Consider the following 23882-nt stretch of genomic DNA (forward strand, 5'->3'; position numbering starts at 1 on the left):
GCAGATGGAACTTAGACTAATTATTGTTGAGAGGTAATCAAATGAAGATTAAAACAATTATTGCAACAGCTTTATTGACTGCAGGATTTGGATTGGGGATTACTAGCACAACTGCTAATGCTTCAGTCTGGCATAAAGGGACTCCGGGATTTTTACGGAATACATTTTACCGAACTAAGTTGTCGCCAAAATATGTGAAACTTGGTAATCGGTGTGTTGAGAATGGAAATGCTCATCGTTACGAGGGATTTAAGACTTATCGAACTCAAATAAAATTTTACGGTTACCAGTATGGAGTACATTTGAAAGGTTGTCGTTACAAGCATAGCGGTCACATATATCTGATTGAAGGCAAGTACCAAAAATCATTGGAAGCAAATCCACTCGTTAAAGTTACAAGAGTCAATGGACACGTAATTTATGCAAATGCAGGTGAACACTTTTCTGGTGGACATTATGTTAGCAAGCTAGAAAAAATGACTCGGATTTATTAAAGTAATTAACCATCTGGAGGGTTTGTTATGAGAGGACTTAAGACAGGAATAGCAACACTAGCAGCAGCATTAGGACTGGCAATGATTGGTCTTGGTTTTGGTAATCAACAAGTGAGCGCTTCAAGCTGGCATAAAGGGACTCCTAGCGCATTGAGAGGAACTTGGAAAACGAGGCCTAAACACTTTGGCTCAGGGCGTTTTGCTGGCTACAGAGTAGACACTACATATATTACGAAGTACACTCTTAGCTCTAAAGACCACGTACTAAATGGGCCAACGGATGTTGGCTCTGTGCTGGCCTTTCATGCACATTACAAGTACCTGGGACATCATTTGTATAAATTTAAGGGTACTTCATACGGTACGCTTAAAAGTACTGTTTGGATTAAATGGAAAGCTCATAATCATATTGTGATAAAGGGCTCTAATCTTGCGGAAAGCTATTACCGCTGATTAAATAAAGGTTTATCTTGAAGGAGCAATGACATGAAAAAGTTAGCTGTAATGATTATGATGATTTTTGGCCTAGTAATTGGTCTTGGCTTTGGAACTCAGCAAGCAAGTGCCTCACATTACCAAACCGTATTCCCTAAGTTTGCCCGTGGAGTTTGGTACGAATATAACCCGCATCATCATAATTACAACAAGATTAAGATTTACCGGCATCGAATTGTTGAAGGTCACTGGAAGGCGATTATTACCAGCAAGGCTTTTGACGGGTCTCACATCCGTAAGAATTGCGTGTACGTCTCAGGCCACAAGTTTACGGCACCAACGTCAGATTATTCGAGCCATTCAAGGGCTTCTATGGTGCCTGGATATTGGCGAGTCATCCACAAGCGAGGTCACAAGTGTTTGGCTTCGGCTGGTGGGGCAGGCTTTGGAATCAATGATACATACGCTTTCAGGAGCAGGATTCCATACCAAGCTAGATTCATGTATTACTAACTGAATAACAAACAAAGGAGCGACCAGTTGAGGACACTCCTTTTAATTTGGCTATCTTTCTGGAGTTGTTGAAGCATCAACTTGTCTAAGCATGTAGCCCAAGTCAGTAACTTCTATCTCGCCATTAATGTATTCCGTTAATAGTAGTCGTTTTGCTTGTTTCCTGATTTCTTTTTCCGTCATGTGGCTTCACCACCCTTGTTATGGAATGAATCATGTTGGACATCACGCTTTCTTAATTAGATTTTGAAGCAATTATTATTCAACTCAAATTGCTCTATACCTCTATTTTACACTGATTGTGATTACAAGATAAAAACTCTCAGGCTATTAATCAGTTTGCTTTACAGTCCTGTTCTAAGCTCAATAATGTCCGTTTACGGGGGAGAATTCGTAAACGCGGATGATAAATGCTCATTTTTTTCAGGTAGTACGGATTTGACATCAATCATTCGGCTATTAGGATTGTCGTTTCCTCATTTCGTTAAGAAGATATTCTGTCCGTGCCAACTTGTTAGTTAAGTCAACGGCACTAATCTCACCATGGGTAAATTGTTGAAATAGTTTTCTTTGCATGGCTCTCTCCATCTTTTTAACTACTCGTAGTTTTCCAATTACTGTTATCTTCATTGAGACACAACTTCTTCCATATAGTAGTTTTTAGTTCCTAACTAAATTATAGAAGAAAACGATTTTCAAAAGAAAATCCTAAGTGGCGAAGTAGTTGTATAAAGTGACATTGTGTCACTATCTTGAACGTGGCATAAGTTGAACACGCTCAACGTAGTAAACATTGGATTCCAATTCATTCAACCTAAAAGAATCGGATTGGTGGTTTTCGAATGAAATTGGTGACATCCTAGAGTGACATTTTTTCTGGGGAGTACCTATTTTGGAGTATGGTGTTCGAAGCGGGGGCAGGGGGTGAAACTTGTAAGCTTTTTAAACAATTATGCGGAGAACCAAGTTGGAGACGAATTACTAACAGCATTAGTGAAGAACAAAATTGATTTGTTCTTAAACTTAATAGTTGTTGAATACGCACGCCGATAGCGTTATCATAAGGTTATGAGATGTTCATAAACTTTGCTCAGAAAGTAAGCGATAATAAATGACGACATTTGGTTATGCTAGGGTGTCAACTAGAGGACAAGATTTGAATGAGCAAATTAACGAGCTCAAAGATGCAGGGGTCAAACCTAACAACATTTATTCAGAGAAATTCACGGGGATGACCACCAACAGACCGCGGTTTAATCAGTTGCTAAATTTAGTGAAAAAGAACGACACTATTGTGGTTACCAAACTGGACCGGTTCGCTCGAAATACTGGTGAAGCCTTGGGTATCATCAAGCTCATGTTGAAAAATCAGGTGACCATCAAAGTGTTAAACCTGGGGACGATTGAAGATACACCCATGGGCTGGATGATTACTCGGACATTATTATCAGTTTCCGAGATGGAAAGAGATATGATTGTCGAGCGGACTCAAGCAGGTAAGGAATACGCAAGAACACATAAGGCCAATTACCACGAGGGACGTCCTAAAAGAGTCATTACGGAACAATATAAGGCGATTTACGCTTACTTAAGCGACCACACTTATAAGGACACGAGTAAAGCCTTTAATGTATCGATATCAACGATACAACGGGTTAAAAAACAAATCGAGAACTCTTAAGAAGGGAATCTAAGTGTATGACCCGAATGCAAAAGTACCACTCCCAGTCAATCTCCGAGCCCAAAATTAAATTCAATTTCTTTAATTCTAATTGGAAGACCATTGGGTCATGGCTTCTAGTAATCTGGATAGTCCTGCATGTTTGGAAGTTCGTCCTCCTGGTAATCATGGACACTATAGCCGAGTTACTTGTCGGTACCGGAACCAGTTGCTTCCTGTACTTCTTAGCCGTCTGCATGTGGGTTGAGCCTGACAAGCATGATTAATTAGGAAGGCAGGGGGCATCACAGGTCAGGGTAGAGATAAAGACAGCAAGTGCTGGGGATTCTTCCCATTAATACTAGTTTGTGGAACACCTGCATCCGTTGCTAGAGTAAGCTGGGAAGCCCCTGGCTAGTTACGAAATTTGTATTAGCTCGTTGTTCTTTGTAAATAAGGCTTGACTTATTCTTGCAAACGTTGTAGTGTTACTTTAACGATAATTTTTAACTTATCGTAGACTAAGATTAAGGTGATGACGAAAATGATTGCAACGAGTAATCTGACGAAACTTTTGGGTGGCTTTCCGGACGGGCAAATCTTTGCTTTCCTGAGTGTGGATGGGTCTCTTAGCGATAAAGGTGTACTGGGTGCTGCCGGTGAAATTACGTTTAGTCTCACGCTAGTAAACGGTAAGCACATTACCAACCGATGTGTTCAGCGCAAGTCGCCACATTTAATTGACGTGTTTGATGAGATTTTTAAATTTGCAGATGAGACTAATGTGCCTTTTAGCAGGCATCAGAAGTCCAAGGGGCTGGGCCTTACTCTCGTTACCTTTTCTGGGCAACAAGTTCTGTCCGCTCTGAAGGACTTCAATCGCTCGTATGCTGATACTAAGGTGGTTAGTTCGGGACATCAATTTTCTAGCTTTGACAATATCTGGATTCGTTTTAATGATAGGGCCCGTAATTGTTGTTATGCAAAGGTCCTTTTCAGGGATGTAATTAAATTAGCCCCGGCCAAGACAACGTTAAGACAACTAGGTGACTTGTTTAATATCCCCACTACGGTTCCTTACTACGAGACAAAGGTGCTAGCTTGTTACACTAACATTGTGATGTCAAATCTGCAATTGAAGGGTGCCAAGAAGCATCAGTTACCAATTACAATTGCCAGTTTTGCTACAAAGTTTGTTGAATCTTTGGAACGAAAAGATTCAAGAGCAACAACTGAAGAGCTGAGGGGGTATATCAGCTCCAATATTCCAAGTCGGAGAATGATTAGCAATGTACAACCATTGAGAACTAACACTGGCTTTTACACAGCTATTCAGAGCTTCCGCGGAGGTATCAATGTTGCATATCGTTCTGGCACCTTTTGCGAGGGGGTACTAACTGATATTGACTTGAAATCGGCTTATAACGTTGGTGGTCATTTAATTCCTAGGTTAACATATTCAGAAGTTGGCCAAAAATTAACGATGCCCACTCCCGCTGAATTAGTAAAAGCTATGGAGAAGGTAAATGGAGCTTATACAGTGGGGACTTGCCAATTGAGTGTAATGTGGTCTCGTGATAGTGATTTTATCCCGCTTGCATCATATTCTCCAGATGATGATGGCCCACACTTTGTTCAAAAAGAACCCAACATTATTATGACGCTTACTGATTTTTGGATTGCTTATAATATGGGAGCGAAAATGGAGATTACTGAGGCAACTATCGTTTCTCAGCGCAAGCTTTCAACAGACCGAGGAATGTACTTTGATGCTCTTAATCATTGTGGAATCGCGCAAGACATATTCTTGCAAAAGCGAATGAAAGCTGATAATGATGTTGAAAAGTTACTTTGGAAGGAAGCAGGTAATTCTATTTACGGGAAAACTGCTCAAGGAATTCATGGTGATGGGCTGTCTAGTTCGAACAAACAACGCTTTCTGTCTTCAATTAGTGACCCCTTTGTTGCATCTCAGTACACCGCAATTACAAGATGGCATGTTTTTCTATTGGTTCAAGCTTTAAAGAAAGTTCAGCCGTTTCATCTTTTAAACATTACTACCGATGGCATTCTTGTAAGTTCCAAGAATTGTATTGATGATATTCGCCTAGAATCAAACTTTTCAGAACTTGCTTCTCCAATTTATCAGATGGTTACTAAAGAGTTTCTTAACAATACGTGGTTCGAATTCAAAGGAACTTCTGAAACTGAGGGATTTAATTTAAGAACTAGATTAAATGGGACAGAAGATGGAACGATTCATGCAATGTCATCCATAAGCAATACGACACCCGGTGAAATATTAGAAGCTTTACATAAGCACCAGTTGACCTATATAAGTACCCAGAGACGGTTTCCAACCTTTGCTGAGCGTAAGCGAGATTCAAAAGTAAAAAAGCTTCAGAGTGAGGAAAAAATGGTAATGGAAACGGAAGCTAAACTATCTTACGATTGGTCAAATAAGCCAACGGGATTTGTCAAAAATGGCAAATTAGGATACTTCGTTACTGCTCCTTTTAAAACACTTCAGGAACAAAATACTTACAAGGAAAATGCCAACAAGCTTCTTAAGCGTTACTTTATTTATGATTTACTGGACGCTAATTTATTTTTGCTGACGATGGACAATGCCATGAACAAGGGAATAAAGTTAAAGTCTTCAATAACACTTAAAGATGAATTTATTGAGGCTACCAAGTTTCTGGCTTATGTGAAAGCGGATAAGGATGATGTCACTGATTTTCTTAGACAAGTTGAGGAATATCGCGACTCGGTTGTTGATAGTCAAGATGTTAAGCTTCAAACAGGAAAAACCTTGAAGGGATATATTAACAAGTACTCCGAAGAAGACATTTCTAGACGAGAAATTAATTGGCTATCTTTAGGTAAGATTTCAAAAGTCTTGGCTCCGTTTGTGAGAGATGAGATTGTTGCCTAAAAACTTTTGGGCACGAAAAAAAGCCAGTTAGCAACCTAACTGACTGACTTAGCTAATTCTCCTAAATTTTTAAAAATCATGACGAGAATCATGACGAGTTCTTGCAAATTGCTTCAAAGTATAAAAAGTTGCGTTGCCCCTTACCGCCTTTGTAACAGTGATTCTGATGGTCACGGTTGCTATTTAAGGGCTTGGATGAGATTTCGGTCCTCATGATCCGAGTTCGACTCTCGGGGGACGCATAGGTGCAGTAAACCGAGTTTAACAAGGAAAGTCGCTGAGAGATCAGCGGCTTTTTGCTGACCACTTAAGGCTTTTGATTCAATCGGGTGATCGCTTATTTGTAGTCATAAGAACTATCTTATTAGAAACTGCGAGGAGAGATTAAATTGAAGCTTAATACAAAGCAAACAGAAGAGTCGGCGATTAATATTCTAAAAGCTCGATTGGCTAGATTACACGTTGACACTGGTTTTAATGTTAATGATAAAACTCCAATAAGTGATGGATTTATTGCTTTATATACATCTAGCATGGGAAAAGAATTTAAAAAATCCGACTTTTTTGGGAAAATTGAAGTACAGATAAAAGGGACGCGTAATCAAAAAAATAAGAAATCTAAAAAATTTCCATTAACTACGGTTGGTTTAAATTCAATAAAAAGAAATGGTGGCTTGTTATTTTTTGTTGTTTATTTGAATGATGATGGTGTAACAGGAGATATTTGTTTTAGAGAATTATCACCACTCTTGATTGATAGGTATTTGAAAAACATGCATGGTAAGCAAAAAAAGTTATTTCAGTTTCTACCATTCCCAGAAGATGACAATGAAGCAAATAATTTATTGCTGAGGTCGTTGACTCAAATTAGTGACCAACAACCATTAGTTTTGTGGAATAAAGATGAAAATCCAAAACAAATGGATTCTGGTTCGATTGGAATTAAAGTTTTCTCAAATGAGAGTCTCGAAGAAACATTACGCACCACTGATGTTGTTCTTTATAAAAATGTTGATAATATGCATGTACCAGTGGGAGTTGTATCACCAGAAAAAATTGAGATATTTCATTCTAAAAAAGTGTCTGTACAATTTCCCGGGCAGAAACAAGCTATCATTTCTAAATTAGAAGTTTACGATGACAAACTGATTCTTAGGGTGGGCAACTCCGGGTGTATCAAACTTATTTTTATTAAAGATTCCAATGTTGTTCATCTTGATTTAAAGGATGCTCCGAACTTAGATGAACAACTAAACAATGTAATAATGGTTTTAAAGCTTTTGAATAGTGACTCCTTTTTAATTGATGATAAAGAGGTATCATTTGAGTCTAATTCCAAGCATTCGAATAACCAATTTGAAGCGAGACTGAAAAAAATTTATCAATCTTTACAAACTATTTCTGGATTTGAAGACTCAACACATATTCCATACTATGAGATAGAACATCAGGGTACTGAAGAGGAAAAAAGTCGACTTTTTAATTTGTTCCGTGGCTATTTAAACGGTAATGAAATTCAACGGGCTGGCCTTTATAAAAGTCAGTTTTTTGGCAAAGATTATTATATTGTTGTATCGCCAGGAAATCCAAAGCATAGATTTGTATTTCAAAGTTTGTTTCAGAAGAGCACGGCAGCTTTTTTGAATGTAGAGTATAAAAGAAAGGGCAGTTTCTTTATAAATCCTTATACTTATGCAGATCAAAACATTCCTTTAGTGGGGGATTTTAATGGCCAATTAATTATTGACTGGTACAAAACTCATGGCTTTCATTCAAAAAGGGAAGTGGAATTTGCCGACAGCTATTGTATCAAGTTAATTTTTGCATTCGATAGAACTCATCGTAAAACTTTTTTAAATACGTCCATCTCTTGCTATAAATTAATTCTTCAGTCTAAGTATAGCGATAGTTTAGTATGGTTAAATTATGTACAAACTCTTTTTAGAAAAAATTGTAAGTTGCCTGGTGATATTCAGTCTAAATTATTTGGACTGATAGGAAGTAAGTATTCTGAGGAAAAATTTGGAGCAGGTGTTCTCCTTCAATATTCCAACGACGATTTGCTACAATTATGGAACGATATCCCATCAAAGGAACAACAGACATTATTAAGTTACCCAATAACGAATCTTTTGGATCCATCCTTACGTAAGCAGTTATAAAGTAGCATGTTTAGTTTCCCCCTGATTGTAAGGCTAATATTAGTGAGATGATGGTGCTTTGTGTTATGTATTATTCTGTAATTACATGAAGTTTTCAGTTGATTTAATATCGGAATGTTGGTTAATAATATTGAGATGTATTGAACTTATTGAGGAGATAATGTTCAAATACGTAAACTAAAGACTTTAAGAGATGTCTTTGAAAATATTGTAAAAGGAAGTTTACTTTTAATGAAAAAAACTGTTTAGTCACTTCTGTAACAGCTTCTGGTAAGAAAAAGCCAGTTAGAGATCTAACTGACTGATCTAACAAATTTGCCTGTATTTTTAAGTCATAACGAGTTCTTGAAAGTTGGTTCAAAACACAAGATTTATACTGACTATCCATGATCGTTGTTCCAATGTTTATAGACCCATACTGTTATTTGTAGGCTTTAAGGTGGGATTCATGATCCCAGTTTAACATTTGGAGAACGATACATAGATGAATTGAATCAAGGTTGGTAAGAAAGTCACTTCAATGAAAGTGGCTTTTTGTTCTTGAATGGATATTCGAATACTATATCCCACTCTTTGTAAGCTCTCAAACTGATCAAGTATTCCTAATAACACCCTATCATTGATAGACCAGTCAAATTATCGTCTAAATAAGCTGCTATTGACTGGACATGGTTTGGTTTCTTGTATCATCTCATAAAGGCTTAGTCCGTAACTCATCGATTTATGATTTCCCGTTTAACATCTTCTAACGAATGTAAATCACCTTTACGAGCATCGTTAACAAATTGAATTTGGGCCAGCTCGTCAGCCATTTGAGTTCGCTCGTACTTCTCATACTCCGCAATGTCGATAATTGCATACTTACCGTAGCCATTTTTAGTGAGAATGACAGGATTTTCAGGGGTTACTTCGTCTAAAAGCTTATTGTAGGAACGCAATTCAGAAATTGGTTTAATGTTTTTAATTCTGGAATTTGGTATTTTCATTCGCCCCTCCTCCTAGCAAAAGGATACGATTGCTGCTGCAAATTTGCAACAAGTCCTTATTTGTTCCTATTAAACTATCGCGATCAGAACCCATTGTCTTAGGATTGATAGACAGAAAGCAAAGTTTAATTGAGATTTACCAAATATTTTATGCGACGATAGAATTAACTTATAAAATAGTCAAATTTACCCTTCAAAAAAGTAAAATATCAGGTTGCAAAATGGTAAAGTGAGCGATTGGTAATGTATGAAAGCGGATGTTTTTAGATTAATCTCGGAAAATCTATCATAAATATTTTTTAAAACGAAATGAAGTTAATATCAACCTTTAGGTGAATTGAATTCGATTTGGAAGAGGAGTCGCAGAGGGGCTGGCGGCTTACTGGTTTATACTAGGGGAAAAGCAAGGTGAAGTTATGTTAAAAGTGATAACGGATATTTTCATCGTATTAGTGGCCCTTGAGGCGTTGGGAATTATGATTTTAGAGATGTTTGGAAGTCAAACTAGTTTAGCTCAAAAGGCTTTCAGCTTGCCGACCTTTGTAAAGTCTCGTAAGTTTTCAAGCTGATCAAATGCCCCGATAGCACTGTGTTACTGATAGAACTGTCAAATTTATCGTCTAAATAAGCTGTTATCAACTGAATATCGTTTCTTGTATCATCATAAAGGTTTGGGCCGTAACTCATCGATTCATAAATTCCTTTTTTATATCTTCTAATGAATGTACCAGCTGAAGTAAATGCTATAAGTACGGTTGATATAGAACAGCCATTTCAATAAATAGTGGACAAAAGCCACTAAAAGCAGTAGAATTTTCACAATCATCGGAGAGGAGCGTGTTTTTTGAAACCTAATGAATTGGCCACTATCCGGTATTTCAACCGAGAATATACTGAAATTCTGGGGATCCTGAATAAAAATGTTTTCAATATCGATCTTAGCTGGCCAGAAGCCAGAATTTTGTTAACAATGAGAACTGAACGGCTCACAACAATGAATGCCGTTGCCCTTTTTTTGAATATTGACAAGAGCTACACAAGCCGCTTAATTAACCATCTATTGAGAAAAAAGCTGGTTAATAAGACAATTTCCCAGCAAGATCACCGTTCGAATGTTTTGAACTTGACTGCTCAGGGAATTAAATTATGTAAAGAACTAGATACCAAGTCAGATGACCAGATTGAGAAGCTACTCTCTGGCTTAGACGTTGATCAAAAGCAGGAGTTTTATAAAGCTGTGGTAACAATTAATCAATTACTATTTAATGGGGGTAAGTAAGATGTGGCATGCTAAAAGATTCAATGAATTAACGAACACTGAGATATTTCGAATATATGAACTTCGAACGTCTGTGTTTGTCGTTAGTCAAAAACGGATTTACCAAGAGGTTGATAAAAATGATCTGAAGGCGATCCATGTGTTTAAGACGGATGCGAACGATGAAATTATCGCGTATGCAAGGGTCTTTCAAGATCATGACCATGTCACATTTGGGCGGGTTGTTACCCGAAAAGATTATCGTGGCCAGGGATTGGGAAATGAATTGATGGAAAACATTATCGCCGTCATTCGCAATGATTATCCAGGATTGCGGGTTGAAATCGAATCACAGGCGCAGGTGAAGGGCTTTTACGAAAAGTTTTTGTTCAAGCCGATTGGTAATGTTTTTACATTTGAATCAACGCCACATATCAAGATGGTGCATCAGGCAATGTAAGGCAATTGAATATGACTGTTAGTTTAAATATCCTGCTTTTTGTTTGCCGCCATTGGCCCTGTTTCCAACAACAGGTGTACAATACAATCAATTATTGTAATTCAATTTAATGACTCATTCATTTTGAGAATAGCGATCTCAAACAGCTAACGTTCAGTTGAACTGAATAGGTGGCTGCTTTTATTTCTAGGTGATAAGTGATACTAATTTTTAATATACAATTGTTGTGAGGGTGATCGTCATACTAATATTCATGTTAATTGCGTTAATCGCGGGGTTCCTGCTGTCAAACCAGAGTCCCATTAATACCGATTTGAGCCGGATTGTTAAGTCACCGTTTATTGCTGGTTCCATCTCCTTCGTTGTCGGCACGCTATTTCTGGCGGTATTATCATTGGCAATGAGTGGACGGCTAATTCCAAGCATTGGTTTTATTCAAACACAGCCAGTTTGGGTTTGGCTTGGAGGGGCTTTAGGGGTCATTTATTTGACCTCTAATATTTTGTTGTTTCCTAAAATTGGCGCAATTCAAACGACGATCTTGCCGATTCTTGGACAAATTGTGATGGGATCCATCATTGACTTATTTGGTTGGTTTGGTGCGGCCAAAGTTGCGATGACACCTTGGCGATTGATTGGCATCCTTATTTTAGTCGTTGGGGTTGTTGTCGCGGTCGTTTTACCCAGTTTTAGAAATCGGGATGTTAGGACGTTTGATTCAACGGTTACCCACAGGAATCAACAGTCAGTTGTGATTGGTTGGCAGATTTGGGGAGTCATTGTGGGGATCTTTGCCGCGATGCAACAGGCGATCAATGGTCATCTAGGTACGTTGTTACAGTCAACCAGTCAAGCAGCGTTCATGTCATTTCTGATTGGCACATTTTTAATTATCATTGTTGCTTTGATAATCGATAAGCGGCTGCCAACGGTTAACGAACTCAAAGCCACGCGACCGTGGGACTGGTTCGGCGGTATTTTGGGGAGCTTATTTCTATTTGTTACCGTCGTTACGGTGCCTCAGATTGGGACGGGCCTGACCATTATGATGGGCTTAATCGGTCAAATTATTGGCTCAATCTTAGTGCAACAGTTTGGCTGGTGGCAGTCAATCAGACAGCACATGGTACCCGCCCAAGTCCTTGGCATTGTCTTAATGTTAATTGGGGTTGGATTGATTAAGATGGCCTAGCTAACGGCGGGACGATGGTGGTGGCTTTACCTGTTTGATGCTGGAGAACATATCCAAGCCGTTTGATTGCTAATGGAAAAGATAACCCTTACAATTTAATCAATTACTAGGACAGCTGCGCAAAGCAGGGATCTCCATGTAAGCACCTATACCCAAAATCCCAGAACCGGGGATTTCCGGTATAGGAGACTTACACTCCGATCCCTAAACGCTTTGCTCTGCTCACTTTTAGAATAGGAGTGACTCAACATGAAAGCATTTGGATACGATCATAATGGGGATGCGGACGTCTTTGAAGAATATGACGTGCCAACCCCTGAAATCTCGGATGATCAAATTTTGATCAAGACCGAGGCTTTTAATCTGAATAACTTTGAAAAGTCAATGCGGGCAGGTGAGTGGAAACCAGCAACTCACCGCGTTATTCCGGGCCGGGATGTTGCCGGGACGGTTGCTAAACTTGGCAAAAACGTTACGGATTTTAAAGTTGGCGATCGGGTGGTTGCTCATGGACACGGCTCATACGCTGAATATGCCTATGCGACGGCAGCCCGAACCGTCAAAATTCCTGAAGGTGTGACGTTTGCGGAAGCTGCAGGGATTGTGACGCCCGGGATTACCGCTTATAAGGCCGTCTATTATTTTGGTGAGGTCAAAAAGGGCCAAACGGTGGTTGTCAAGGGTGCATCCGGTGGGGTTGGCTCTTTAGCTGCTCAACTGGCTTTGAACTTGGGCGCTAACGTGATCGGCATTGGCGCGAGTCGAAATGAGGCTTACGTTAAATCGCTGGGGATAGCTGAATATGTTGCTTATAATAAGCAGGATCCAGCACTAGTCCTCGCCAATCGAGCAGACGTTGTGATTAATTCTGCTATTAATGGGGCCGGCAGTGACAGCGATGCTCAAATTGTCAAAGACAATGGCATTGTTGTCAGTGTTGGTGGTGATGAGCCCCTTTCTGACAAACCATTCCAGTTCAAGTCAATTGGCCCAACCAAAGCTGTTTCAGACGCTAAGGCATTAACGACCTTATTGCAATTGATGGCTGAAAAGAAAGTTTCAATCAGAATTGGCTATCAGCTGCCGTTTTCGATCGCAGGGGTGATTCAAGGTCATCAATTGTTGAGCAAACAACATGATGGGCGGATAATCGTTACCCAAGAAGCTGATTGATAGTAGTTACTAATTGAATTATGAATGTAAATTAAAAAAACGTTAGGCGCTGCAACCCTCAAATTGATTGGTGGGTACAGAACCTAACGTTTTTTAGTGCCAATGATTGTAAGTTTGAGAGGGAAAGCCGATGTCGTGACGTCAGGAAGACGATCCAGAACTAAGTCATCACTTACCAGATAATAAACTGATTTTTTCTGCACTTAGCTGTCATTCAAGTTGGTATCAAAAACCGGGGGCCTTTTTATTGCGTAAAACATGTGACTGAAACAACTTCACAAATTTCTTTTCATCTATAGATAATTGGTAATTTCGACGGTAGGCAAGGTAAATATTGAACAAAGGCTGATTGTCGTCGATGATGGCATGGGTGATGAGCTTGTCGTGGCTATCAATAGCTAAATCAGTAAGTAAGCCAATGCCGGCGTTATGGCTAACCATGTTTTTAAGGATACCGATATCGGTGGTTTTATAAATAATTTGCGGGGAAACGTCCGCTGAAAGGTTGAAGTAAGAGAAGGCCTTATTGTGAACAAAGCCTTCGTTAAAGACAATAAATGGATTGACAGCAGCTTGGGAAAAGCTTAGTAATTTTGGCAACTTGATACTGTCCTTGCGAGATCCGGTAATAATGGTAAATGGATTTTGACGCAGGAGGAATAATTTTAGGTCGGGAGATCGTAGCGGCTCACTACTGCCAATTAGGGCTAAATTAATGTCACCACTTAATAGCTTAGCCAGGGTTTCTTCTGACCCAAAAGAGTCTGTGTTTAACTTACTAACCAATCCCTGTTTAGTTAATTGCGGAATGAACTTTGAAAAATAAAAGTTACCAATAATCGGTGGCAATCCTAACTTAATCTTAGCCTCTTTTTGGCTTTGGATTTCCGCTCTTGCCCGTTTGAGTTCAATCATCACTTTGTTGGCATGAACCACGAACTGCGCGCCAGCGGGGGTGATCGAAACACTATGATGCTCCGGATTTCGAATGACAAGCTGGGCATTTAATTCGGTTTCTAGACGTTTAACGGCGTACGTGATCGTTGGTTGGGAAACTTTGAAAGCCTGGGCAACCTGAGTAAAATTTCTGACTTCCGTGAGCTTAATGAAGTATTCCATGTCCTTGATTTGCATTATATTCTCCATAAAAAATATTTATCGAAACACACATGTTTGACTATAATCCATTATAACGTTTATAACGGGTATCGTTAATTAAATCTTTTATGCGAGGTGTATTGAAATGAAAGCAAGAGCAATTTTAAACAATCCGTTTTTAAACAAAGGAACTGGATTTACGAAAGCAGAACGCAGTGAACTTGGGTTAAATGGGTTAATTCCACCCGTTGTCCAGAGTATTGATGAGCAGGCCGATGAAGTATACGGTCAATATCAAAGTAAGCAGAGCGATTTAGAGAAGCGGTTCTTCTTAATGCAGATTTTTAACACCAATAGAACGTTATTCTTTCACTTATTTAGCCAACACGTGGCCGAATTTATGCCAATCGTTTACGATCCGACAATTGCCGATACCATTGAAAACTATAGCCGATACTTTGTGGATCCCCAGGATGCGGTCTTTCTCTCAATTGATGATCCTGAGAACATTCGAGAGGCGCTGGTCAATGGTGCGGACGGCCGCGACATTCGCCTCATCGTTGTTAGCGATTCTGAAGGGATTTTAGGCATTGGTGATTGGGGCGTCCAGGGGGTTGATATTTCTGTTGGTAAGCTGATGGTGTATACGGCTGCTGCTGGCATTGACCCAAGTCAGGTTCTGCCAGTTGTGATTGATGATGGCACCAACCGGCAAAGCCTGCTTGACGATCCACTATATTTAGGAAATCGTCATAGCCGTGTTCGGGGACAAAAATATGATGATTTTATCGACCAATTTGTCAATGAAGCTGAATCACTCTTTCCAAACCTTTACTTACATTGGGAAGACTTCGGCCGAACCAATGCGGCAAAGATTTTGGATAAATATAAGGACAAAATTACAACCTTCAACGATGATATCCAGGGGACTGGCATTATCGTTTTAGCTGGCATTCTTGGTGCCCTACAAATTTCCGGGCAACGATTAACAGACCAAAAGTATCTTTCGTTTGGTTCCGGAACTGCCGGTGCAGGGATTGTGAAACGTATTTATGACGAGATGCGACTACAGGGCCTGTCCGAAGAAGAAGCTAAATCGCACTTCTATTTGGTTGATAAGCAAGGGCTTTTATTCGAAGATACGCCAGATTTGACGCAAGAACAGAAGCCATTTGCCAGAAAGCGGTCGGAATTTGAAAACGCTGATGAGCTTACAAACTTGGCGGCAGCCGTTAAAGCGGTTCATCCAACAATTATGGTGGGAACATCAACGGTTTCGGGTGCCTTCACGAAAGAAATCGTTCAAGAGATGGCGGCTCATACCGACCGACCAATTATTTTCCCGATTTCAAATCCAACCAAGCTGTTGGAAGCCAATGCTAAAGACCTGATTAATTGGACAGACGGTAAGGCCCTCGTTGCGACGGGCGTTCCTAGCAAGCCAGTCGACTACAAAGGGGTTTTCTACCAAATTGGCCAAGCAAATAACGCACTTGTTTACCCAGGATTGGCACTTGGAACGATTGCGGTGAATGCAAAGTTGCTATCAGATGAGATGATCAGTGCGGCTGCACATTCCCTTGGTGGCATTGTGGATACAACCAAGCCCGGCGCAGCAGTTCTCCCACCAGTGGATCTGTTAAACCAATTCTCAACAACGGTCGCAAGTGCAGTTGCACATCAAGCGGTTAAAGGACACTTATCAACCGTTGCCAACGAGGATGTCGATAAGGAAATCGAGCAGACAAAATGGACCGCGCAATATTAAAAGCAAGGATTTAAGGAAGGGGTCATCATGGACGCACTATTAACTTCTATTTCAAGTGTGGTTGAAATCATATTGGTTATCGCTCTTGGATATGGATTACGGAGAATGAAAAAGTTTGACGACAATTTTAAGGGGAGTATTTCCTTCTTGATTATGAACGTTGCACTGCCGCTTTCAATTTTTGTGTCAGTGTTAGATAATTTAACCAAAAAAAAGTTGATAGGCCTCTCTGGCGGGCTGATCTACGTTTTTATCAGCTTTGCTCTCGGTTATTTGATTGCCTGGCTACTGATGAAAATTTTGCGAGTTCGTAAGGGACGCCGAGGAACGTTTATCAATATGATTGTTAACGCAAATACAATTTTTGTTGGGCTGCCACTAAATCTGGCGTTGTTCGGTCAGGTGAGCTTACCATATTTCTTGATTTACTATGTGGCAAACACGATTTCCACATGGGCGATTGGGGTGTTCTTTATCTCAAACGATGATCCAACCGCTACTGCCGTTAAGAAAGAATTTAACTGGCGGAAACTGTTGCCAGCGCCACTAATTGGTTTTATTGTTTCATTGATTTGGATGCTGATTGGGTTACCACTTCCTAAGCTAGTGGATTCAACCTTCTCAATGGTTGGAAATCTGGTAACGCCACTTTCACTCATTTACATTGGGATCGTGTTAGCGGATGCTGGCCTGAGTTCAATTCACTTCGATCGGGATACGATTATGGCACTCATTGGGCGATTTATTATTGCACCAGCAGTCATGATTGGAATTGTCGTACTTTTCCGTTCGGGTGGTCATCCGATTGCGCCACTGGAGTCGAGCAGTCTAATTATTCAATCGGCAACCCCGGGATTAGCAGTGTTACCGATTCTGGTCAGTCAATCTCATGGTGACGTAGAATATGCAACAAACGTTGTCACAACTAGTACCGTACTCTTTGTGATTGTTATTCCGATTTTGATGGAAATTGTTCGATTCATTTAAAGCTTTAACAAACCAAATTGGAATAGGCACGTCAATCCAATCATTTACCGTACTGTATCAACCTTTTAGAAGCAGTCGCAAGATCTAAATAATGAACGCTACTAATGATTCAACTTGTTAAAAGCTGATTTAGAACGTTAACATGCAAGGCGCCTTCTCGGAATTTCGGGAAGGCGCCTTGCTTGGATAAATTTATTGATTACTTGAACTTACTTGGTAAGTAATGTGATTTGGTTGGGTCAGGATTCACTGGTATTGTGTTCGAAAGTTTGCTACTACGAATTGGGAGATGATTAGTAAATTTAAAATAATTGTTCACTCTTTTGAAAAACAGCCACCTACGTAACTATTTTCACAAGCGGATTCTCACTAGGCTATGAGTATCCAGTGGTAACATTTATATAGAGGCGGTTATGCTAAACATGTCGGTTATAGATCACATGTAAGCGATTACAATAAAAGCTTAAGCCAGGCGATCACTGATGGCAGAAATGCATGCTTTGATCCCTAACCGCTTGGATCCGCTCACTTTTTAGGACAGCTCCTCCAAGCAGGAATCTACGCGTAAGCACCTCTACCAAAAATTCCAAAACCGGGAATTTCTGGTAGAGGCGACATCCGCTTTGATCCCTAACCGCTTGGATCCGCTCACTTTTTTAAGAGGGGGACTATGAAATGAAATTTGGTCAGAAATTCATGACGATTATAGCAATTTCAGGCATGACGGTCCTTTTTGGTGTCGGAGCAACTATTATTACATCAACTCCAACTGTGACCATTGCTCAAGCTGATTCAATCACTGATCAGCAGGCCATTAACGATATCATGCCCAATCAGAAACTGCAGCAATTAGTTCTACTAAACCTGAAGCATGAAGGGATTGTTCCAGACTCTTTTCAGCTAGGTGATTTTACCCTTGAAAGTTTCAAGGCCGATTTGGCTGAGCTGAAGGACCTCGAGTGGCCGGCAGCTGGCACAACCGCAGAAAACAACGCCACCGAACCGGTTGATGGCGGCAATGGGGCATTGGGACCGGTTAATCCTGGTAATTATTCGTTGAAGGGAATTGAATATGCCACTAATTTGACTAAACTAAGTATCAGTGTGAACTATAGTTACGGTCATCACTTTTATAACAATGATATTACTGACATTTCACCCCTCAAAGGGCTGACAAAGCTAACCTATATTGACCTGGGTGGTAACCGGATTTCGGATATCTCGCCGATTGCGGCGTTGCCAAATGTTAAAACCTTATATATCAATGATAATTGCATTACAAATTTAAACGTTTTGAATGCCAAACAGTATACCGATGGATTCAATTATTTAAATCAAATAGTGGTTTTACCAGCCAAAGATTTGCCGAGCAATTCGTACACTTGGAAGGCACCATTCAAAGAGGCCCTGCCTCAAAATGCCGAAACAACTGACATCAAGCCGTTTCAACCATACGATCCAAAGTGGATTGCCACGGGAACAACTGCTAGTGGTTTTCCGCTAGAAACAACTTCACCGTATCAACATGTTCAGGTGTTTCGGAATGGCATCTATGGTAAGAACGTTGCTCCGGGCAAGGCAGCTGTGAATGGCGATGACATTGACTATAGTGGCCTGGCTCCCCAAATTCAGCCCAGCATGGATAATACCGATCCTTGGGGGTCAAGCGCCACGGTGGTTCACAATCCATACACTTATTACATGATTGCCCAATACCGTTATTTCCCGGGCAATAATGTGAACTATCCGTTCCCGGTATTAACGTATTTTCTTCCTTATACGATCACGCCACCGGTTGCCAAATCAGTAACCGTGACGTATGTAGATGAGCAGGGAAATCAAATTCATACCCCGCAAACCATCACTGGTTCAATTGGTCAACCCTTTGATCTGTCAGCAAGCCAGTACAAGCTGCCGATTGCCGGTTATACATTCAAAAATTATGAACCTGGACAAACCGGTACAATTAGTGATCAATCCCAGACATTCAAGCTGGTTTACAGCAAGAATGTGATTCCAGACAATCCAACGGGGACGATCACACCTGGTGAATCCGTTGAAACGACACAGCCAAATCAAACGCAGGGGCCGACCCAATCCCAGCCAACTGAGACCACCACTCAAGAAGCTACGGTAACGCCGACGGCAGTTTATGCGTTGAAGAAGATCTACCTGTACAAAAATGTCAACTTTAAGAAGGCTGAACGAAAAGCCAGCTACGTCAAGAAGCCCAGGATTTTTCGCCCCATGTTTGTAATTGATGGGGTTCGGTACTCAAAGGCTGGGCGGCTGCGTTATTGGGTTCGTGACGTGAATCATGATAGTAAAAATGCGGGCAAAACTGGCTATATTACTGCCAATGCTAAATACGTGCGTTCGGTTTACTACCAAGCTAATCACTCACATTTAACCGTAGTTAATCCCAAGGGCGTGAATGCCTACAAGAACCGAAATTTGACTAAAAAGGTCAAGCGGTATAAGCAAGGTCAAGTTCTCAAGATGACTGGATTTGTTGATCATCGTTTAACCACGCGTTATCAGCTGGCTGACGGCAACTATATTACTGGTAATCGTAAGTTAGTTCAAATGGGTCAGCTAAAAATGCCAAAACGAGTTGTTGTGAAACAGGCCATCAACAGGTATCAGGATGCTAACTTGACTAAGCGAAACGGGTCATGCAAGAAGGGAACTTCTTTAAAGGTCAATGGCTATACCTATAGTCACGAAGCGTCGTTTACCCAGGCGGGAACAAAGCGACTGTTGGTAAAGGGCGGCTATATTACGGCTAATACCCAGTTTGTGAGGATTATTAAATGAGTGCGAACTGATTAGTTAACCCCAAGAATTATCTGGAATGAGTTCAAAAAAGGATGATGCTTGCTTAACTCAATCTAGATTCAAAAGACACTGCATTTACCGACACAAATTTTACGACTTTGGAGGCATGCCATGAACGAGACGGAACGGATGCTAGCCGGAAAGCTCACCAACCCACGTGATTCAAAATTATTGACTCGTCAACGGTTGGCCCACCGGTTATGTAAACGATACAATGATACATTTGATGATGAAGATGATAAGCGGCATGATTTGTTGAAACGGTTATTGCCGCATACTAGCGGTCGGATTTACTTTCAGGGCCCCATTTTCTTTGATTATGGTGATCATACGACTATCGGGGAACGATTTTACGGTAACACTAACATTACGATTCTAGATAGCGGGCCAGTCACGATCGGCCATGATGTATTGTTTGGACCTAACGTGACGCTTGTCACCCCAATGCATCCATTGCGATACCAAGACCGCAACTTTATGCCCGACCCATCACTCCCCGGCAAAGAATATGCCAAACCAATTACGATTGAAAGCAACTGCTGGTTGGCCAGTAACGTCACGGTGATCGGTGGTGTGACGATCGGCAATGGCTCGGTTATTGGCGCTGGCAGTGTTGTGACCAGAGATATTCCGGCCAATTCACTGGCAGTGGGTAATCCTTGCAAGGTGATCCGCATGATTACAGTTGGGGACAATATTCGGTTAAAAAAAGAGTTGTTTTGATTTCCCGAATTTAATAAAACTTTACTGTTGTGTAAGCAGGGTAGTATCTTTGATATTGAGGATTTCTTTAAAATTGTATCATTTTAAAAAGCGCCACCATTCTAAAACCGAGGATGATGGCGTTTTTTTGGTTGAATTCTGGAGTATACCTCATTATCGCAGTCTCTTTTTTTGAACCCTAAAAGTAAAATAGTTATTTTCTTGGTCTTGTTATGTGTTTTAGTAACCTTCACATCACTAAATCTAAAAATAGAGATGTCCTAATTCTGAGAAATTCTCAAACAATGCTTATACTTTGCCACCAGATATAGCTAATTTAATCCTTTATCATGTGGTTATCCGAATAAGCGAGGAGGGAATTTTAATGATAACTGCTTTACTTGCATCCGGTCTCCATATTCAAAGCTTGTTACCAGAGCTAATGGAAACTTATGGTTCATTAATATATGTTGGCTTGTTTGGCGTCATCTTTTCAGAAACGGGGCTTGTCTTTTGCCCCTTTTTACCAGGAGATTCTATTTTATTTCTTTGCGGGTCACTATCAGTGCTTGCGGGTTCGCTAAGAATTGAAATCCTAATGCCGCTATTTGTATTAGCAGCGATTTCCGGGGACTTTGTTAATTTTAAAATAGGGTCAAGGATCGCTCATCACCTAAAACGAAAAACGAAATTCACAAGGTTAATTAAAAAGCTGCCGTTAGCTAAATCTCATCAATTTTTTGCCCACCATGGCAATTTAGCGGTGTCGATCGGTAGGTTTGTACCAGTTATTCGTACAATGATTCCGTTCACCGCTGGGCTAAGTAAAATGCCTACGAAAACATTTTTAGTTTACAACGTTGTTGGTGGACTGGTTTGGGTACTGGGGGTCACTTTAGCAGGTTACTTTTTTGGAACGGTTCCCTTTATTAAGGCCCATTTTGAACTCATCTTTATTGGAATCGCAGTGGCTTCTGTCTTGCCAATAGTATTGATGGCATTAAAGAAAAGATATTTTGGGAATAATAAGCAATTAATGTAACTTGTTCATGTTGTTGGGCGCTCGTAAGTCATTAAGATAGGAAAATGGGAGAGATATACAATAATGAGGGTTATCTGGCAGAGCAATTCAAGCTTGATTCATGATTCCCAACGGGTGGCGTGGGTTGATATTACGAAGGCTTACGGAATTATCGCAGTTGTTCTCGGGCATATGGTCACGACAGGCCTATTAAAATAATCAATATACTGGTGGCACATGCCACTTTTCTTTATTGTAGGCGGCTTTTTCTTGCAACCAGTGTCGCTCATAGGTTTTGAAAAATATTTCCGCAAACGAATCTTCCCACAATTGAAGATTTATTTTCTCAGTGGAATTGCGTTGGTGTTTGCCTACGCGTTTATTCATAAGAAGCCATTGGCATTTACGCTTGATCATTTGTTTCGCGTATTAATTGGTGGTCGAACGTTAAACTTATATACGTCTACTTTCTGGTTTATCGAAGTTTATCTCATTACGTCAGTTGTGGTAACGTTGATTATTTCAGTCATAAAATCTAAATTATTTCAATTAACTATTGGAATAGTGGGCCTTTATCTAAGCACGTGGTACACAATTGTTGGGGTGTCAATTGAAGGGTTTAAGACGCTTCCTTGGGATCTAGATATCACATTAATGACAATTTTTTATATGCTCTGCGGCTATTTAGGGTTTCAATTTATTCAGAGATCAGTTAAGAATGGTTGGCTAGAGGTGGGGATGATTGGATTAGCAGTTGGTGTCCTGGCTGGGCATTATTTTAATTTGTTCAATTTTAGATTATCGATGAAATCTCATGAAATTATTAGTAGTCTTCCTAAAGTAATATTACTGCTTACAATTCCACTACTTTTTAGCTTTGTGGTATTTATTGCTGCATCGTGGACTGCTAAAATACCACTGGGGAATTTTTTTGGAATTATCGGGAGACATACGTTGATCATTATGTATGCCCACAAATTTATTCTAGATATTTGTAAAATAAGTGGACTGAATTGGATGCCGCAATTGGTATTAGCTGTTATGGTTCCGGTGCTGATTTCGATGATGTATCAGTATTTGCGCGATTATCTGCCAGTTACGTGGACTACTTAACTCGTTGGCAAATCTATCTGACACTTGTAAACTAGACAGCAAAGGAGTGGTAAACATGTGCACAAGTGTCACGTTTCTATCAAAAACGGGTGATAACTTTTTAGCTCGGACAATGGATTTTGGGTTTGAATTGAAAGGCCGGCCGGTTGTGATGCCTCGGGATCAGACGTTACCGAGTGATGTTTTGGATTCGAAGTACCATCTTAAATATGGATTTGTTGGTGCTGGCAGGAATTTAGGTCATTACATATTAGTTGATGGTGTCAATGAAAAGGGGGTAAGTGCTGCTGCCCTTTACTTTAGCGGTGAAGCTAAGTTTGCCGACCAGCCCAAAGCTGGCAAGATCAACATTGCCCCGCACGAAGTTCTTAACTTGATTTTGGGGAATGCATCTAGTTGCCAGGAGTTAGGAACTTTGTTGAAGCAATTAAACATTGTTAACGCCCCAATTCAACTTATGGGTAAGAGCGTGCCATTGCATTGGATCGTAACGGATCGAACAGGTGAAAGCGATGTTTTGGAAGTCACTGAAAGCGGCATTCATTACATGAAAAATCCGGTTGGCGTGATGACTAATAGCCCAGATTTCAACTGGCACTTAAAAAATTTGAGTAATTATACGGAGCTTAAGCCAACACCACACCCAGCTAGAAATTATGACGGTTATCAAGTATCGTCGTTTGGCCCCGGCAGTGGTGCGTTGGGGATGCCGGGTGACTATACCTCGGTTTCCCGATTTATCCGAACGGTTTACATGCGCGAGTATACGGATCAAATGACAACCGACCAAACCGTCACTGAATTGAGTCACGTTTTAAATGCGGTGGAGATTCCAAAAGGAGTCAAAATTAAGCAAGACGGCACCGAAGATTATACGCAATATCGGGGCTATATGGACACCCAAAACTTAACGTATTACATGCAGCCATACACTGATCAGACGATGTATCAGGTAACACTCACTGAAGAATTAATGAGTAAACCAGTCCCGACAGAATTTCCACTTGCGGATCAGCAGCAGTTTCAAAAGCTGAACTAGTATTGTAAATTGGTGATGGACTAACGGTTTAGTAACTTAAAAAGT

At 40.3% G+C, this 23882-nt stretch carries 22 protein-coding genes; 19 read left to right on the top strand and 3 right to left on the bottom strand.

Annotated elements, in window-relative coordinates:
• Nucleotides 1–41: 41 nt before the first annotated feature.
• Genes FC98_RS01680 through FC98_RS01690 form a run of 3 tightly spaced genes read left to right on the top strand, consistent with a single transcriptional unit; the run spans nt 42 to nt 1442 of the window.
• Nucleotides 42–494: a hypothetical protein gene (locus tag FC98_RS01680; RefSeq protein ID WP_056949105.1), complete on the top strand. Its 453-nt coding sequence runs from the start codon at nt 42–44 to the stop codon at nt 492–494.
• A gap of 27 nt (nt 495–521) precedes the next feature.
• Complete coding sequence (locus FC98_RS01685) at nt 522–947, top strand: hypothetical protein (protein ID WP_054654980.1); 426 nt, start codon at nt 522–524, stop codon at nt 945–947.
• A 33-nt stretch (nt 948–980) separates the two neighbouring features.
• A complete protein-coding gene (locus FC98_RS01690) occupies nt 981–1442 on the top strand; it encodes a hypothetical protein (protein WP_054654982.1) in 462 nt (153 codons plus the stop codon).
• A gap of 51 nt (nt 1443–1493) precedes the next feature.
• On the opposite strand, the gene FC98_RS15305 is transcribed toward FC98_RS01690, so the two are convergent.
• The gene (locus FC98_RS15305) at nt 1494–1625 is read right to left on the bottom strand and encodes a hypothetical protein (protein WP_268872047.1); all 132 of its coding nucleotides are present in this window, start codon (nt 1623–1625) and stop codon (nt 1494–1496) included.
• A 928-nt stretch (nt 1626–2553) separates the two neighbouring features.
• On the opposite strand from FC98_RS15305, the gene FC98_RS01695 reads away from it, so the two are divergent.
• The 3 genes from FC98_RS01695 (at nt 2554) to FC98_RS01710 (ending at nt 8202) form a co-directional block, all read left to right on the top strand.
• Nucleotides 2554–3123, top strand: coding sequence for a recombinase family protein (locus FC98_RS01695; RefSeq protein ID WP_056949106.1), 570 nt, complete (start codon nt 2554–2556; stop codon nt 3121–3123).
• Nucleotides 3124–3847: 724 nt separating this feature from the next.
• Nucleotides 3848–6040 carry a hypothetical protein gene (locus FC98_RS01705; protein ID WP_156637180.1) on the top strand — a complete coding sequence of 731 codons (2193 nt, stop codon included), beginning with the start codon at nt 3848–3850 and terminating at the stop codon, nt 6038–6040.
• Between the two features lie 389 nt (nt 6041–6429).
• Entirely contained in the window at nt 6430–8202 is a 1773-nt protein-coding gene (locus FC98_RS01710) for a hypothetical protein (protein ID WP_008855282.1), read from the top strand.
• A 713-nt stretch (nt 8203–8915) separates the two neighbouring features.
• On the opposite strand, the gene FC98_RS01715 is transcribed toward FC98_RS01710, so the two are convergent.
• A complete protein-coding gene (locus FC98_RS01715) occupies nt 8916–9188 on the bottom strand; it encodes a type II toxin-antitoxin system prevent-host-death family antitoxin (RefSeq protein WP_008855283.1) in 273 nt (90 codons plus the stop codon).
• A gap of 416 nt (nt 9189–9604) precedes the next feature.
• On the opposite strand from FC98_RS01715, the gene FC98_RS14560 reads away from it, so the two are divergent.
• The 5 genes from FC98_RS14560 to FC98_RS01735 all read left to right on the top strand — a co-directional run bounded on the left by FC98_RS14560 (nt 9605) and on the right by FC98_RS01735 (nt 13271).
• The gene (locus FC98_RS14560) at nt 9605–9757 is read left to right on the top strand and encodes a DUF1304 family protein (RefSeq protein WP_008855284.1); all 153 of its coding nucleotides are present in this window, start codon (nt 9605–9607) and stop codon (nt 9755–9757) included.
• A 275-nt stretch (nt 9758–10032) separates the two neighbouring features.
• On the top strand, nt 10033–10467 hold the full coding sequence (locus FC98_RS01720) for a MarR family winged helix-turn-helix transcriptional regulator (protein ID WP_056949109.1): 435 nt from the start codon (nt 10033–10035) through the stop codon (nt 10465–10467).
• Nucleotide 10468: 1 nt separating this feature from the next.
• Entirely contained in the window at nt 10469–10906 is a 438-nt protein-coding gene (locus tag FC98_RS01725) for a GNAT family N-acetyltransferase (protein ID WP_040470564.1), read from the top strand.
• A gap of 241 nt (nt 10907–11147) precedes the next feature.
• Complete coding sequence (locus tag FC98_RS01730) at nt 11148–12098, top strand: DMT family transporter (RefSeq protein WP_040470583.1); 951 nt, start codon at nt 11148–11150, stop codon at nt 12096–12098.
• 249 nt (nt 12099–12347) lie between these two features.
• Complete coding sequence (locus FC98_RS01735; RefSeq protein WP_008855288.1) at nt 12348–13271, top strand: NADP-dependent oxidoreductase; 924 nt, start codon at nt 12348–12350, stop codon at nt 13269–13271.
• Between the two features lie 225 nt (nt 13272–13496).
• Here the strand turns inward: FC98_RS01735 and FC98_RS01740 are convergent, their stop codons facing one another.
• Nucleotides 13497–14405 carry a LysR family transcriptional regulator gene (locus FC98_RS01740; RefSeq protein WP_056949110.1) on the bottom strand — a complete coding sequence of 303 codons (909 nt, stop codon included), beginning with the start codon at nt 14403–14405 and terminating at the stop codon, nt 13497–13499.
• A 109-nt stretch (nt 14406–14514) separates the two neighbouring features.
• Between FC98_RS01740 and FC98_RS01745 the strand changes: the two genes are divergently transcribed.
• The 8 genes from FC98_RS01745 (at nt 14515) to FC98_RS01775 (ending at nt 23837) form a co-directional block, all read left to right on the top strand.
• Nucleotides 14515–16137, top strand: coding sequence for a malolactic enzyme (locus tag FC98_RS01745; protein WP_008855291.1), 1623 nt, complete (start codon nt 14515–14517; stop codon nt 16135–16137).
• 27 nt (nt 16138–16164) lie between these two features.
• Complete coding sequence (locus tag FC98_RS01750) at nt 16165–17124, top strand: AEC family transporter (protein WP_054655000.1); 960 nt, start codon at nt 16165–16167, stop codon at nt 17122–17124.
• A gap of 675 nt (nt 17125–17799) precedes the next feature.
• Nucleotides 17800–19941: a DUF5776 domain-containing protein gene (locus FC98_RS01755; protein WP_008855293.1), complete on the top strand. Its 2142-nt coding sequence runs from the start codon at nt 17800–17802 to the stop codon at nt 19939–19941.
• A 132-nt stretch (nt 19942–20073) separates the two neighbouring features.
• Nucleotides 20074–20685, top strand: a complete 612-nt coding sequence (locus FC98_RS01760; RefSeq protein ID WP_008855294.1) for a sugar O-acetyltransferase — start codon at nt 20074–20076, stop codon at nt 20683–20685.
• A 364-nt stretch (nt 20686–21049) separates the two neighbouring features.
• A complete protein-coding gene (locus tag FC98_RS01765) occupies nt 21050–21706 on the top strand; it encodes a VTT domain-containing protein (protein ID WP_008855295.1) in 657 nt (218 codons plus the stop codon).
• Nucleotides 21707–21742: 36 nt separating this feature from the next.
• Nucleotides 21743–21904: a respiratory nitrate reductase subunit gamma gene (locus FC98_RS14565; protein ID WP_258430164.1), complete on the top strand. Its 162-nt coding sequence runs from the start codon at nt 21743–21745 to the stop codon at nt 21902–21904.
• Between the two features lie 18 nt (nt 21905–21922).
• A complete protein-coding gene (locus FC98_RS01770) occupies nt 21923–22798 on the top strand; it encodes an acyltransferase family protein (RefSeq protein ID WP_008855297.1) in 876 nt (291 codons plus the stop codon).
• 55 nt (nt 22799–22853) lie between these two features.
• Nucleotides 22854–23837, top strand: a complete 984-nt coding sequence (locus FC98_RS01775) for a choloylglycine hydrolase family protein (protein WP_040470568.1) — start codon at nt 22854–22856, stop codon at nt 23835–23837.
• The last annotated feature ends 45 nt before the right edge of the window (nt 23838–23882 follow it).

It is taken from the genome of Lentilactobacillus kisonensis DSM 19906 = JCM 15041 (assembly GCF_001434135.1).
Classification (GTDB): domain Bacteria; phylum Bacillota; class Bacilli; order Lactobacillales; family Lactobacillaceae; genus Lentilactobacillus; species Lentilactobacillus kisonensis.